Here is a 14084-nt window from a genome sequence, read left to right as displayed (position 1 = left end):
ACGATCAGCGCAGCAGGTTCACCTTCGCCAGATCCACCAACTGGCTGCCGCGCCCATCCAGCACCGCCTTCAGCATGAAAAGGCCGAACTTGTAGGCCTCGTCGAACGTGGTCTTCGGCGGCATGGCCAGTTCCTGCCTGGCGCTGACAACATCGACCAGTGCGGGGCCATCGTGTGAAAGCGCTTCGGTCAGCGCCGCCTTAAGGTCTGCAGCGCGCTCCACGCGAATGCCTTTGACGCCTATGGCACTGGCCATTTGCGCGAAGTTTGGATTGATCAGGTCGCAGCCCGAATCGATAAAGCCATTCGCCTTCATTTCCATCTCGACAAAGCCCAGCGTGCCGTTGTTCAGCAGCACGATCTTTACCGGCAGATCCAACTGCGTCAGGGTCAGAAATTCACCCATCATCATGGCAAAGCCGCCATCGCCGGACATGGAGATGACCTGGCGATCCGGGTGGGCGACCTGTGCACCAATGGCATGCAGCATGGCATTGGCCATCGAGCCATGATTGAACGAGCCGACGATCCGGCGCTTGCCGTTGACCTTCAGGTAGCGCGCCGTCCACAAGATCGGCGTGCCGACATCGCACGTGAAGATGGCGTCCTCGGTTGCCAGTTCGCTCACCAACTTGGTGACGTACTGCGGGTGAATAAGGTCGCTTTTGGGTTCGGCCAGCTCATCGAGCCCTTCGCGGGCCTTCTTGTAATGGGCGAGCGAGGCATTCAGATGGCCGGCATCGGTTTTTTCGGCAATCGACGGCAGCAGCAGTTGCAGGGTTTCACGCACATCGCCGATCAGGCCGAGGTCGAGTGGGCAGCGATTGCCCAGCGCTTCGGGGCGCAGATCGATCTGCGCGATCTTGGCGTTCTTGGGAAAGAACTGGCGATACGGAAAATCGGTGCCGAGCAGCAGCAAGGTGTCGCAGTCTTTCATCGCGGCGTAGCCAGACGCAAAGCCGACCAGTCCGGTCATGCCGACATCATAAGGGTTGTCATATTCCATGAACTCCTTGCCGCGCAGCGTATGCACGATCGGCGCCTTGAGACGACGGGCCAGCTCCACAACCTCATCGTGGGCGCCGGCGCAACCGGCGCCGCAGAACATGGTGATTCGCGTCCCGTCTTTCAGCAGCTTGGCCAGCCGCTCCAGATCGGCCGGCGCTGGATGCAGGATGGGCTTGGTCGGAACAAACCAGCGGGGAACCTCCGCCACGGCGTCTTTCAGGGACACATCCCCGGGGATGACGATCACTGCGACGCCGCGCCTTGCCACGGCGGTGCGCATGGCGCGGCCAAGTACCTGCGGAAGCTGAGTCGGATTGGATACCAGCTCCACGTAATGGCTGCACTCCTTGAACAGAATCTCCGGGTGCGTGGCCTGGAAATAATCGATACCGATTTCGCTGCTCGGAATATGCGAGGCGATGGCCAGCACCGGCACGCCGCTGCGGTGGCAGTCGAACAGGCCATTGATAAGGTGTAGATTGCCCGGCCCGCAACTGCCGGCGCAGACGGCCAGCTCACCGGTCAAGTGCGCTTCGGCGCCGGCGGCAAACGCGGCGGCTTCCTCATGGCGCATATGCAGCCATTCGACCGAGCTGCGGCGGAAAGCATCAGTCAGGCCATTCAGCGAATCGCCGACGACACCGTAGACGTGTTTGATGCCCGCCTGTTCGAAAACTTTGGCAACGTATTCGGCGGAGGACATGGCCATGGTGATGATCTCCCTAATTGGCAGGCTTGAGGGCGGGGCAGGCTAGGGCGCGCGATAAGCGAGTGAGCGTATGGTGGAGCGCTTAGCACGGGCATGCCGATGCGAATTCAAACGTTAGCGCTATAAGCGGTGGTCGGCTTGTACGCGTCTGACGGGCTATGGACAAAATCCATATTTCGCCACCATGGCATTGGTGCCATCTAAAGCGCTTGTGTAGCGCCCACAAGCAAGGCGCCCTGGGATCGTATCTGTTCCTAACGAGGCGTTTTTGTCCAATACCCCCTGAGCGGCCTTACGTATCGTTTAGCTGCGCGTAACCATCGCGCGAATGGTCCTTTGCATCGCAGGCGGCCAGGGCATCCTTATGAGCGCAAAACCCGCAGTCATCCCGGCAGTTCGAACCGCGGCAACCACCTACGCCATCGCGTGGGGGTTTGCGGTGGTGTTTTACTTCCTGGAGTACGCGTCGCGTTCCGCGCCGGCCGTGATGCTTCCGGAACTGGAGCAGGCGTTCGGCGTGACCACGCTCGCCCTCAGCTCGATCCTGGGCCTGTACTACTACACCTATTCAACCACCAGCCTGGTGGCGGGCATCTTGCTTGATCGTTTTGGCGCTCGCTATGTCGCACCCGCCGGCATGGCGCTGCTCGCCCTGGGCTGTGTGCTTTTTTCCATACCTGAGGCTTCCCTGGGCGACGTCGGACGCCTGCTGCAGGGCGCCGGCTCGGCATTCGCTTTCACCAGTGCGGTCTACCTTGCATCGCGTGGGTTCTCTGCCAAGAGCCTGGCGACGGCGATCGGATTTACCCAGTGCTTTGGCATGCTGGGCGGATCCATGGGGCAGATCGCGGTGGGACCGCTGATTCATGGCTTCGCCAATATCCACCAGTTCTGGACGGGCATGGGCATCGTGGTATTGGTGGTGGCGGTGGGCTTGATGATCGTGACGCCACGCGAGCACCACACGACCGCGGCGGGCGAAAAACGCAATTTCCTTACACCGTACAAGGTTGTACTGAGTAATCCGCAATCGTACCTGTGCGGTATCGTGTCGGGCCTGCTGTTTGCGCCAACCACCATTGGGGACATGGTGTGGGGCGTTCGGCTGTTCCAGGTCGATCGCTTATTCAGTTATCACGATGCCGTGTTTGCCATTTCGATGGTGCCGTTCGGCTGGGTCTTTGGCTGTCCGCTGTTCGGTTGGCTGGCCGACGCATTGCATCGTAGAAAAGTGGCGCTGCTCATCGGCGTAAGCGCCATGCTGGCCTGTGCCTTGCAGCTGACGTTTGTGCCGGGCGTATTGCCTCCCTGGATCACGCTGCTGATCTTCGGCGTTGCCTCCGGCGCCGCGATGATTCCCTACACGATCATCAAAGAGGCCAATCCGGACAACGTCAAAGGCAGCGCTACCGGTGCGATCAACTTCATCACCTTCGGCGTCACGGCGTTGTTAGGACCGGTTTTTTCCAAGCACATCGGAAAAACGATTGGCGCGTCGACGATCAATCCGGAACTTCATTTCTTCAAGTCGAGCCTGTTCTGGGTCGCCATCATCATGCTGGCTTTGCTGGTGTCGTTCACCTTGCGGGAGACCGGAAAACCGAAGGCGGCCAGCTGAGGGCATCGCGATGGACCTGGGAATCAAAGGCAAGTGGGCCTTGGTCTGCGGCGGCAGCCAGGGACTTGGCCGCGCTTGCGCCGATGCCCTTGCCGCCGAGGGCGTCAATCTGGTGCTGCTCGCACGCACGCAATCCACGCTTGAACAAGCCGCCGATGACATCCGGCAAAGCTACCGCGTCGAGGTGTCGGCCTTGCCGTGTGACATCACCACCGAGCAAGGTCGTCGCAGCGCGGTCGCCAGGTGCGCAACGCCGGATATCCTGATCACCAATGCGAGCGGTCCATCGACCGGAGACTTCCGCAGCTTTACGCTGGAAGACTGGGAACGAGCCATCAACAGCAACATGCTGGCGCCGGTGGAGCTTATCCGCATGACGGTGGACGGCATGATGGAGCGGGGTTTCGGCCGCGTCATCAACATCACGAGCTGGGCGGTCAAGTCGCCCATCGACGCCTACGGCCTTTCCGCCGCGCCAAGGCTTGGACTGACCGGCTTTTCCAGCAATGTGGCGCGCAGCGTTGCCGCGCGCAATGTCACGATCAACAACTTGCTTCCAGGCGTCTACGACACCGAACGCTCAACCTCGTTGCTGAGCGCACATGCCAAACATCTCGGCACGACGGTCGAAGAGCTGGAAAGAAAAGCGATTCAGACCATTCCCGCCAACCGTTTCGGGCGCCCGCGCGAATTTGGCGCGGCATGTGCTTTTCTTTGCAGCGTCCATGCCGGTTACATAACCGGACAAAACCTGCTGATGGATGGTGGCCGTTATCCCGGGCTGTTCTAGGGCCTGTTTACACTATTTGCGAGTTACGCAAATAGTGTAAACAGGCCCTAAGGTTCTGCACTTGCCGCGACAGCTGGACGCACTTCATCCAGCAAGGCCGGCAGATCCTTGAACCGTTCTGCAATACGGGTGGCCTGGTCTCCCATCTCCTGGCGTCCGTATCCCCACGACGCAAAAATGCTCGGGATACCCAGGATGCGCGCCGGCCATATATCCGCCTGGTAATCCCCGATCATCACCGCCTGGTCCGCCTTGCCGTTGGCGCGCGACAAGGCTTCGGCAAGGTGACTGGGATCGGGCTTGTGCGCAACAACCGTATCGCCACCGCATACCACGGCGAAATAAGACCGGATGCCAAGCTGATCCAGGATGCGATCGGCCAGGGCCTCCTTCTTGTTGCTGCATACGATCAAGCGCCAGCCGGCGTCGGCAAGGGCGTTGAGCGTGTCGGCCACATCCGGGTACAGCTTCGTGCGGATGACGGGATGGCGGCTGTAGTGTTCGATGAAGGTTGCGATATCGTCTTCGCCGGCCGTCAGGCCACGTCGCTGAAACACCCGCAGTGCGAACTGGCGCAGACCATCTCCCATCAGCGATGCCGCCTCGGCAAGTGATACCGGCGGCAGCTTGTAATCGTCCATGACATGGTTGATGGCCGAGACGATATCCGGCACGGCATCGATAAGTGTGCCGTCCAGGTCGAAGATGGCGATGCGTTCGGAGATGGGCATGGATTCAATCATTGCGGTCTAGCACCATGGCAAATGATAGAAGGAAAGCACCGGGTGCGCGTAATCGCCCTCATGGGGCGTGCTCGCAGTGAGGGAACACGCTGCAGCAGCTTTTGTCGCGATGGCGCTGAGAAATGTGGTCCGAGCTTGAGGCGTCTTCATGGTTTTCACCTCGATGATTTCAACTGAATCAGGGAGCCGTCCAGATTGGCTGCGACACTTCCACCGGCATCCAGTGCCGGCAAATCCATGGAGAGGCCGTGGGCATGCGCCCCTCCATGTCTTTGCCGGATTTGGTTCATCCGCCGATCGTTTCGGCGAGATACCAGGCGCGTTCTTCCGCTTCGTCGATCCAGTTCTCGATCAGGCTGGCCGAGGCGAAGTCGCCATGTCGGTCACACAGGTCATGCGCCTCCCGCAAACCGGCGACAAGTTGCTGATTGTCATCCAGCAACTCGGCCAGCATGTCGAGCGGCGTCACCGCATCCTCTTCGTTGTTGGGAGTGCGCTGCAGCCTGGAGGCATGCACCATCGACCGCAACGTGGTCCCGCCGAGCTTGCGCACCCGCTCCGCAGCCGGATCCGTTGCGGCGAATATCTGCGCGCTTTGTTCGTCCAGCAGCAGGTGATAGTCGCGGAAGTGCGGCCCGGTCATATGCCAGTGAAAGTTCTTCGTCTTGAAGAACAGGGCGAACATATCGGCCAGCAGGAAGTTCAGGCTGGCTGAAATCTCGCGGACGGCGGTCGGGCCGAGACCGGCGGGCGTCCTTACCGTCGCGAGCTCGCCACCGAGCGACGTGGTTACGTTGATATCCATCATTTGCCTCCTTGGGTTTTCGCCTCGGCCGCGAGCCGGGCCACTGCGGCCGCAACACCGGCGCCGTAGGCGGGATCGGCCTTGCTGCAGTTATCGATATGGCGTTCCTTCACGATGTCGCGGGCATCGCCCAAGGCACGCGCGGTGTTGTCGAACAGCGCCTGGCGCTGGGCCGGGTTCATCTTGCGGAACAGGGCGCCGGGTTGCTGGAAGTAATCCTCATCGACGCGATGGTCCCAATGCGCTGCGGCACCATCGATCTCAAGCGGCGGTTCGTTGAGCTGCGGCTGATCGGTCCACACGCCCTTGCTGTTCGGCCAGTAGGACGGCGTGCCGCCGAGGTTGCCGTCGGTGCGCATGGAGCCGTCGCGGTGATAGCTGTGGAACGGGCATTTGGGTGCGTTGACCGGGATCTGGTTGAAGTTCACCCCAAGGCGGTAACGCTGCGCATCGGCGTACGAGAACAGGCGGGCTTGCAGCATCTTGTCCGGCGAGTAGCCGATACCGGGCACGATGTTCGCCGGCGAAAAGGCCGACTGCTCCGTCTCCGCGAAGAAGTTGTCCGGATTGCGGTTGAGCTCGAAGTAACCTACCTCGATCAGCGGATAGTCGCCCTGCGGCCACACCTTGGTGAGATCGAACGGGTTGAACGGAAAGGCCTTGGCCTGCGCATCGGTCATCACTTGAATGAAGAGCGTCCAACGCGGAAAGTCGCCGCGCTCGATGCTGTCGTAGAGATCACGCTGGTGTGTCTCGCGGTCCTTGCCGACGCGTGCTTCGGCCTCGGCATCGGTCAGGTTCTGGACACCCTGCTGGGTGCGGAAGTGGAACTTCACCCAGGTGCGTTCATTGGCGGCGTTGATGAAGCTGTAGGTGTGGCTGCCGTAACCATGCATGTGGCGGAACGTGCGGGGCAGGCCGCGTTCGCTCATGGTGATGGTGACCTGGTGCAAGGCTTCCGGCAGCAAGGTCCAGAAATCCCAGTTGCTGTCGGCACTGCGCATGCCGGTACGGGGATCACGCTTGATCGCATGGTTCAGGTCGGGGAAGCGCAGCGGATCGCGGAAGAAGAACACCGGCGTGTTGTTGCCGACCACGTCCCAATTGCCTTCTTCGGTGTAGAACTTGAGCGCAAACCCGCGAATATCGCGCTCGGCATCGGCCGCGCCACGCTCGCCGGCCACGGTCGAGAAGCGCGCGAACATCGGCGTCTGCTTGCCGATCTCCGAAAAAATCTTCGCCTTGGTGTAGCGTGTGACGTCATGCGTGACGGTAAACGTGCCATGCGCGCCGGCACCCTTGGCATGCATGCGCCGTTCCGGAATCACCTCGCGAGCGAATTGGGCCAGCTTTTCGATCAACCACACGTCTTGCAACAGGGCCGGTCCACGCGGACCTGCGGTCTGGATGTTCACATTGTCGCTGACGGGTGCGCCAGTCGCGTGAGTCAGATAGGGAGACTTGGTTTTGTCGTTCATAGGAGTGCTCTCAATGAAAAAGTGGGCGCGCTGACTGAGGGTCCGTACAGATCCGTTCGCATTCCAAATGCGCCAAAGAAGTGATAGCCACGCTCTTGCCTGGAGATTGAGAGCGTCAATGAGAACTTGGCTTGGAGCACGTCTTCATTCGTCAGTGGCAAGCGGTGAATGGATCCTATTGAACTTGCCTTCACTAGTTAAATTGAAAGTTTTCCTGGCCTTGATAGATGAAATCTATCGATAGGCGGAGTTGATGTCTCGGTGGCGGAGCGTCCGATCTATGCTGGCTTGATAATCGATTTGCAGCGCGTGCTTGAATGCAAACGGCCTTCTGTTTGCAGAAGGCCGTTGCTTGTGTAGACGACTATCTCAAGCACTCTGCTTGAGTGCTCGTGCTTGCATTCCCTGCGATGAGCGCCGAATGATCAGTACTTGAGATTCAGCTCATCAACGCGCTGTCTGCCTGCTTCATATAATTCCTGGAATTCTTCTTCGGTCAGCTCGTCAGGCGCGTACACGGCGACCGGGTCCCACACCTGACCGCCGCTGGGCCGAGGGGTGCGGGGGCCGCCACGCAGGGAGAAAACGACACCATCCCGCTCAAGCAGCTCGGGGGCGTCCGCGAGCTTTTCAACTTTTGAAGTACTTTTATTGATCAAGAAGACGGTCGAGATCATAAGAGTTAACCTCTTTATTGCGTGATCCTGGTGATGCGTCCGTTCCAGCGTTCCTGCATGTGTCTTGAAGCTCTGTAGCGATGTTTCCGTCTGCGCCAGTCCAAGGTCGGCCGCCGACTACTGTACGCCACCCGCGTGGATGATGCTTTGCTGTCCGGCAGCCTCACTTGGCTCCCTCTCCCCTCCGGGGAGAGAGCCTGCCCCGGACTTGATCCGGGGCTTGGAGTGAGGGGCCGCGCTTGCGGGAAAAATCAGCAGATGGATGTGCAAAAAAGATCAATCTTTCGTCATCGCCATTCCCGCGAAAGCGGAAATGACAGCACGGAAAACGTGAAGATGTCGCAGGGGCGGGTGCTTTGACATTCACACTCGGCTGATTCGATCTTGGTGTGTCGCTCCAGCCAAGAGGGCGGCCATCGAAGACGACCAATGGCGTTATACGTACAGCATGTGTCAGCGAAAGCCTATATTCCGCCACACCGCCACTTCGTTACTCTAGTGGGGTCATCGATGCAGTTCGCGAAACAGCCAACACCGATGACTCAGGCAGCCATGCTTGGAGGCGCGGATCGTGAGAGTTGACGCTCCCACGACCCGCTAAATCACAAACAACTGTAGAAGAGTTGCTCATGATCTCCCAACATCATACGGCACCGCCGCGCCCCTCGGATTGCAACGATTCCGATTCTGGCCCCACCTTAAACCTCGACGGCACGCTCCCAACGCGGAGTTCGGGTCGGGAAATGCGGCAAATCCCCACATCCAGGCAGGCTGAAATTGCGCTAGCGGTGCTTGTGGCTGAAGGCAAAGGCCGGGTGGACAACGCCTTCACATCCCATCGTACCGGCGAACGCAACGGCCTGCACGCCGCCCCTCACTTCCTGCATCACCTCGTCGACACGCACACCCCAGCGTAGGGTGGATCAACGCGTGTACGTATGAGGGCGGCCATGTTGGCTCGCTGAGTCAGGACAGTGCGCCATTTTCGGCACGTTGAGTGACAACAACGTGCCGCCTTTTTCGGAATGGCAAACCACTCCGCATGCAATACGTAGGCTGGGTTAGCGCAGCGTAACCCAGCGAATCAACATCTGCCATCAAGCCACAGTATCGACAAACACTCCACGCAGGCCGGAAATACCGCTTTCACCGATATTGTGCGCGAGCGTTTGTATAAACGAATGCAGGCTCGGGATGGTGCTGCTTGAAGCGTCGCTGGATGTTCCGGATGACGAGCCGAGTGAGGTCCAGAGGCTTTGGAAGACGCTGGTTAAACTGCTGGAGCTGCTTGAAGCAGACGGCGCACTGCTCGAACTGGAGCCCAATGCCTGCGCCAGATTGGAGAACGTCGATGCAATGTTCTTGTACTGTTGCACCTGCTGCGATGCTTTGGGCTGCTGCGGCAGGGTGGCAAGTGGCGTGTTGTTCTTTGCGGTCGCGTCATCCGTGCCACTCGCCGCCGTTGCAGCGGTAATGGCGGCGGGTGCCGCATTGGGGGTGGAGGTCAACCCGAGTTGCGCCAGTGCTGCCGCAACGGCCGAAGCCAGCAGGCTCGCATTCTGGGTCGATGCGCCCGTCGAGGCTATCGACGCCGCCGACTCATTGAACTCCCTTTTGTGATGCGTGTACTGGGGCGCAATGACGCCACTCAGGGACTGCGGCTGAGTACTGCTGACGCTTTGAATACTCACAACAGGCAGCCCCTTCCCGATAGTGGACCGCGGCTATATTACCTCGCCAAATCCTGCCACGCGAAATATGTCCGGCTCGGGTCGAAGGCGGATGGCTTTGAATGATGTCAAAGGCCGTAGGGCAGGGTTGCGTATGATCTAAGTGATTGACTTGTAAGGATGTCGATGGTCTGCAAGGCCGATCCTTTACTCAGTAATGCGTCATGGCAAAGGGTATCTCTTCCATTGAGCGTTCATGCGAGGGGGCGATATGACATTGGATCTAGCGCAAATTATGAATTCCACTGCGCCTGTAACGGTACTTTTGACCGACATTGCGTACGTTTCGGTTCTCTTCCTTATCTGGAGGCTTACGAGCAAGTTGTCGTCCGGCAGTTCAGGCTCGGGGGCTCGCTGGGCGAATCGGCTGGTGGCGCTGATTGGAGGCCTATGCGGTTTGGCAGCTGCCACTGCCTTCGCCCCTTATTCGACCGTCGACCAATTGCCGATTGACGCCGTTAGGACTGCGGCTTCTGCATTTCTGTCGGGTTACGTTGTCAGCAAGCTGGACCGATTTCTCGAGCAGACTCTATCTAAGGCGAAACCCGATAGTGATGCTGTATGGGAGCGCATTGGACTATTTACGGCTACGTTTCTGGCGACGGCAATCACCGTGTTTATTGGTCGGATATATTCGATCGAGCCTTCAAGGCTTTTGTAATGTCCGCCTGGGGTCGAAATCGCAGCAGCACACACACATGGTCGGCGGTAAAGCCACAAAGGGCGCGGATTATCCGCGCCCTTTGCCTTGTGCATGCCCCGCAACATGCCGCGGGCACCAAGTAACGAGCGTGACTAGAAGAACTTCTGCTCGTACTTGATGTAAATAACGCGGCCGATATCGTATTGCGGGTTGTACGGATAATCACCGTAGCCATCCGTACCGGTTGGGCCCAATGGACCAGCCACGCTGTATACCCCGGTGTAGGAAAGCGGCGCCTTGCGATTGAAGACATCGGTGGCGCCAAACGAGATGCGTCCTTTCCATGGCGTTTGCCAATTCACTTGCACGTCGTTGAAGGCAAGGCCGCCCTGCCGATTTATTCCAGTCGGTGATACGGCGAGGTCCTTATTGGGATTGTTGCAAGGGAACACCTCACTCAAGGATGGATTGGGCGGAATGCACGGCTCGGACAGCGATGAGTAGTAACGGATCGTCCAGGTCGCGCCGAATTGCCGGTAACTCCAATTCATATTGACCGTGGAGCGGAAGCGCCACAATGGACCAAGCACCGTGTCGTAACCACCCAGCGTGTTGGAAATGATCGGGCCGCCGGGCGTGGTCTGCTCCTTGACCGAGTTGATATAGGTGCTGTTGGAGTCAAACTTGAACTGGCCGATCGGCGTCTCGGGGAAGCGATAGGTCAAGTCCAGATCTTCGCCGCGCTCTTCGACAAAGCCCTGGTTGACCAGCGCTTGCAACAGATTGATGACCTGGCCTTGGAATGGCCCTCCGGCGGTGGAGCGCTGGAACTGGTCGCACTGTTGTGTCTCGCCCAATAGATAGCAATTGTCGAGAATGCTGTTGGCCGTCGGCAACGTGATGACGTTGTCGATCCTGATGCGATACCAGTCCAGGGTGGCGTTAAAGCCGGTCAGATAATGCGGGCTGTAGACCAGGCCCGCGGAGTAACTCCTGGACGTTTCCGGTTTCAGGTTGGGATTGGCGCCGGTGTAAAAAGGCGTCGTACTGGTTGTGTCGGGCTGGGAGATCGGCTGACCATTGATATTGAGTTGCGTGAAGCCGGGGCCGACCGCCGGCACGCCGGCGAACCCATTCAGGCAACGCTGCTTGACGATGGGATTGCCGGTCAAGCCAAAGTTGACGTCGCACGGATCGGTATAAGTCGTGAAGCTCTGCAAGGTGCCGCCATACAAATTGGCGATGGCCGGCGCACGGAAACCCGTGCCATAGCTGGCGCGAACAAGCAGGTCATTGATCGGCTGCCACGACAATTTGAACTGGTTATTGTTGGTGTTGCCGAAGTTCGTGTAGCGCGAGAAGCGATGCGCGAGGTCAACGTCCAGCAATTGCGCGCCCGGCATATCTTTCAAAATGGGAATGTTCACTTCGGCGTAGGCCTCGTTGAGGCCATAGGAGCCGGCACCTGCGTTTTGCTGCAGATTGGTGTTGAGACCGAGCTGCGTGTATTCATCGGGCGTAGCGCCACCGGAGATCGTGCGGTGATCGGCGCCCACGGCAAAGGTCATGTCACCGCCGCCCATCGAATCCGGGAACGTGACCATATCGCCCGACAAATTGACGTCCGCGGTTTTCATTTCGCTGAAGGAGCGCGTGCCGGCAATGATGTTGAGATAGTTGATTTCCGCCGGGGTGATGCCACCCGAACCGGAGAACGGATTGAGCGGTACGCAGCCGGCGATCACATTGCCTGGCGTGCCGCATTCCACGACGCCGTTGGGGCCCATGAAGGACGGACCGAGTGCCTGCTCCAGGTGAACCATGTTGAGATTGCCTGGACCAAAACTCGACTGGTCGTAGCGATAGTCGCTGTAGCCGGCATCCCAGTTGAACCCTCGATCGCCGATCGAGAAATCGCCTTCAAGTCCCACACGGTAGCCGGCCTGCTTGATCTTGTTGGTCGTAACGCGATCGGGATATTGCAACGGCAGGTCGAATTCGAGGTTATTGCCCGGCAACGGATTGTAATAACTCTGCGAGGACACCGTCGGGAAATAGACCGCCGGGAATGTGCCCACCGGAAGACCCAGCGCTTCGGCCAGATGCGCGCCGTTGGCCGGGGTCAACGAACTGAGTTCATAACCACTGGTACTCACTTCGGAGTTGGCGGTGTTGTACGTGCCGGTGAAGGTCGCGGTGATGTGATCCGTCAGCTTGTAATCGCCTTTCAGCAAATACGACCGCAGGCGATTGTTCGGAATCAGCGTTTCGAGATACGACGAGTTCTGGTAATCGTTGTTGAAATAAGGCGACGGATATTGCGATCCGAAGGTGTCCAGATGGTAGTTGGCGATATCAAGCCCGTTCTGGCCCATGTTGACGGTAATCGGGCCATTGGCCAGTGGCGGCAGACTCACCGGCAGGCCGGTCGCCGGATTCAGCGCGCCGGTGATCGTTCCATACGGCGATGGGATCTGCTGGCTCTGGGGATAGTTCGGTCCAAGGCTAAAAAATCCGTACTTGCTGTAATCGCGATCGTTGGCCATCAAGCCATCGGTGTTTTGTGCCGTTATGTTGAACAGGAACGAACCTCTGGAGAACTTCTTGCCGCCAGTGAGACTGAACTGGCCGGTTTTTCCGTCGTTCTGCGGTGAATACATGCTGTTGTAGGTGTCGACCTGAAGGCCATCAAAATCCTTTTTGGTGATGATATTCACCACACCGGCAATCGCGTCGGAGCCATAAATTGCCGAAGCGCCGTCCTGCAGGATTTCCACGTGATCGATGATCGAACTCGGGATCGTGCTTAGATCGGTTTCGCCGAAAATGTCCGTGGTCCAACGCTGGCCATCCACCAGCACCAAGGTGCGTGGCGCGCCTAAGCCGCGCAGGCTGACAAACTGCCCCACGATATTGCCCAGGGCGCTCTGGCTGCTGGTACCGGAAGAGCCTACCGAGGAAACGTTCTGCAGAATCTGGCCGACACTCACAAAGCCCTGCTGTTGAATGGCTTCGTGTGACAGTTCGGTCACCGGTTGCGCCGTTTCCACGTCAACGCTGCGAATCAGCGAGCCGGTAACTGTTATGGCCTGCAATGTCGCGGGTTTCTGCGCGGCTGGCGGATTGGTCGCCGGTTGCGCCTGTGCTGGTTGTGATTGCGCGGCCGTCGATGAAGCTGAAGTTGTTGGAGGAGTCGTCTGAGTGTTAGCTGTGGGGGACTGTTGTCCGGTGGTTGCGGTTTGCGCTACCGCGACCGCCGTCAACACACAGCTTCCTAGAGCTAATGCCATGCGTATGGCATTTACCATCTTTAGATGTCTCATCTTCATGGTGGTTACTCCTTGCTTGCTTTGAGTGTGACTACACGTTCACTAACTCCTGTGGTTGTTGGTGTTCACATGCCTGGGGCGACGAGCAGGCATGGCCCGGTCAATGGTTAAAAAATGGATCTCTTCATTTCTTGTTCCTTCTTCTGCCCGCTTGGAAGGGGTTTGGGTACTACCCAACTTGCCGGGATGACTACGCGTCTGGTCCAGCAAGCCCCTTCATGTAAATGACGATTGGCTAACCCAGAAATCGACATCCAGCCTGTTGGCTGATGCGGGTTATATGGGTCATTTATTGCGGAAAAGCTCAATCTTGCGTTGCCGTCATTCCCGCGAGGCGCTTCACAACAGCGAAGCTGGTCAAGCGGAGGCGCCCTACAACAGCGAAGCTGGTCAACCCACCTTGCTCTTGCTCGTAAGGCAACATGGATTCCCGCTTTCGCGGGATGTTTGCAAAACTATCCCCATCCGACGAAGAGGAACGGCGATGCGCAAACAGCCCACGATGAGCTTGATTGATGGTCTTGTGGTCGGCGGAGGTAATGCGCGCCTGGAAC

11 protein-coding genes are annotated in these 14084 nt (G+C 58.6%); 3 read left to right on the top strand and 8 right to left on the bottom strand.

Annotation, left to right across the window (positions count from 1 at the left end; genetic code table 11):
* Positions 1–4: 4 nt before the first annotated feature.
* Positions 5–1717, bottom strand: coding sequence for a ubiquinone-dependent pyruvate dehydrogenase (gene poxB / locus ISP19_RS01150; RefSeq protein WP_239556344.1), 1713 nt, complete (start codon positions 1715–1717; stop codon positions 5–7).
* A 364-nt stretch (positions 1718–2081) separates the two neighbouring features.
* Here poxB and ISP19_RS01145 point away from each other — a divergent pair, with 364 nt between their 5' ends.
* Both ISP19_RS01145 and ISP19_RS01140 read left to right on the top strand, forming a co-directional pair.
* Positions 2082–3335, top strand: coding sequence for an MFS transporter (locus ISP19_RS01145; protein ID WP_204678734.1), 1254 nt, complete (start codon positions 2082–2084; stop codon positions 3333–3335).
* A gap of 10 nt (positions 3336–3345) precedes the next feature.
* Positions 3346–4125, top strand: coding sequence for an SDR family oxidoreductase (locus tag ISP19_RS01140; RefSeq protein WP_204678732.1), 780 nt, complete (start codon positions 3346–3348; stop codon positions 4123–4125).
* Positions 4126–4172: 47 nt separating this feature from the next.
* Here the strand turns inward: ISP19_RS01140 and ISP19_RS01135 are convergent, their stop codons facing one another.
* The 5 genes from ISP19_RS01135 to ISP19_RS01115 all read right to left on the bottom strand — a co-directional run bounded on the left by ISP19_RS01135 (position 4173) and on the right by ISP19_RS01115 (position 9519).
* On the bottom strand, positions 4173–4856 hold the full coding sequence (locus ISP19_RS01135; RefSeq protein WP_204678730.1) for an HAD family hydrolase: 684 nt from the start codon (positions 4854–4856) through the stop codon (positions 4173–4175).
* Positions 4857–5154: 298 nt separating this feature from the next.
* Positions 5155–5676: a Dps family protein gene (locus ISP19_RS01130; RefSeq protein ID WP_204678728.1), complete on the bottom strand. Its 522-nt coding sequence runs from the start codon at positions 5674–5676 to the stop codon at positions 5155–5157.
* Positions 5673–7151 carry a catalase gene (locus ISP19_RS01125; RefSeq protein ID WP_204678726.1) on the bottom strand — a complete coding sequence of 493 codons (1479 nt, stop codon included), beginning with the start codon at positions 7149–7151 and terminating at the stop codon, positions 5673–5675. Before ISP19_RS01125 ends, ISP19_RS01130 begins: the two co-directional genes overlap by 4 nt.
* A gap of 425 nt (positions 7152–7576) precedes the next feature.
* Positions 7577–7828, bottom strand: coding sequence for a hypothetical protein (locus ISP19_RS01120; RefSeq protein ID WP_204678724.1), 252 nt, complete (start codon positions 7826–7828; stop codon positions 7577–7579).
* Positions 7829–8925: 1097 nt separating this feature from the next.
* Positions 8926–9519: a hypothetical protein gene (locus ISP19_RS01115; RefSeq protein WP_204678722.1), complete on the bottom strand. Its 594-nt coding sequence runs from the start codon at positions 9517–9519 to the stop codon at positions 8926–8928.
* A 250-nt stretch (positions 9520–9769) separates the two neighbouring features.
* On the opposite strand from ISP19_RS01115, the gene ISP19_RS01110 reads away from it, so the two are divergent.
* Complete coding sequence (locus ISP19_RS01110) at positions 9770–10219, top strand: hypothetical protein (RefSeq protein WP_204678720.1); 450 nt, start codon at positions 9770–9772, stop codon at positions 10217–10219.
* A 134-nt stretch (positions 10220–10353) separates the two neighbouring features.
* Here the strand turns inward: ISP19_RS01110 and ISP19_RS01105 are convergent, their stop codons facing one another.
* The gene (locus tag ISP19_RS01105; RefSeq protein WP_204678718.1) at positions 10354–13296 is read right to left on the bottom strand and encodes a TonB-dependent receptor plug domain-containing protein; all 2943 of its coding nucleotides are present in this window, start codon (positions 13294–13296) and stop codon (positions 10354–10356) included.
* A 538-nt stretch (positions 13297–13834) separates the two neighbouring features.
* Positions 13835–14084, bottom strand: a 250-nt coding sequence (locus ISP19_RS01100) for a hypothetical protein (RefSeq protein WP_204678710.1), incomplete at its 5' end; no start/stop codon positions are given.

It is taken from the genome of Dyella flava, from assembly GCF_016904955.1.
In the GTDB taxonomy this organism is placed as follows: domain Bacteria; phylum Pseudomonadota; class Gammaproteobacteria; order Xanthomonadales; family Rhodanobacteraceae; genus Dyella_B; species Dyella_B flava.
The sequence above is the reverse complement of the archived record's forward strand: the minus strand, read 5'-3'. Positions and strand labels throughout refer to the sequence as shown.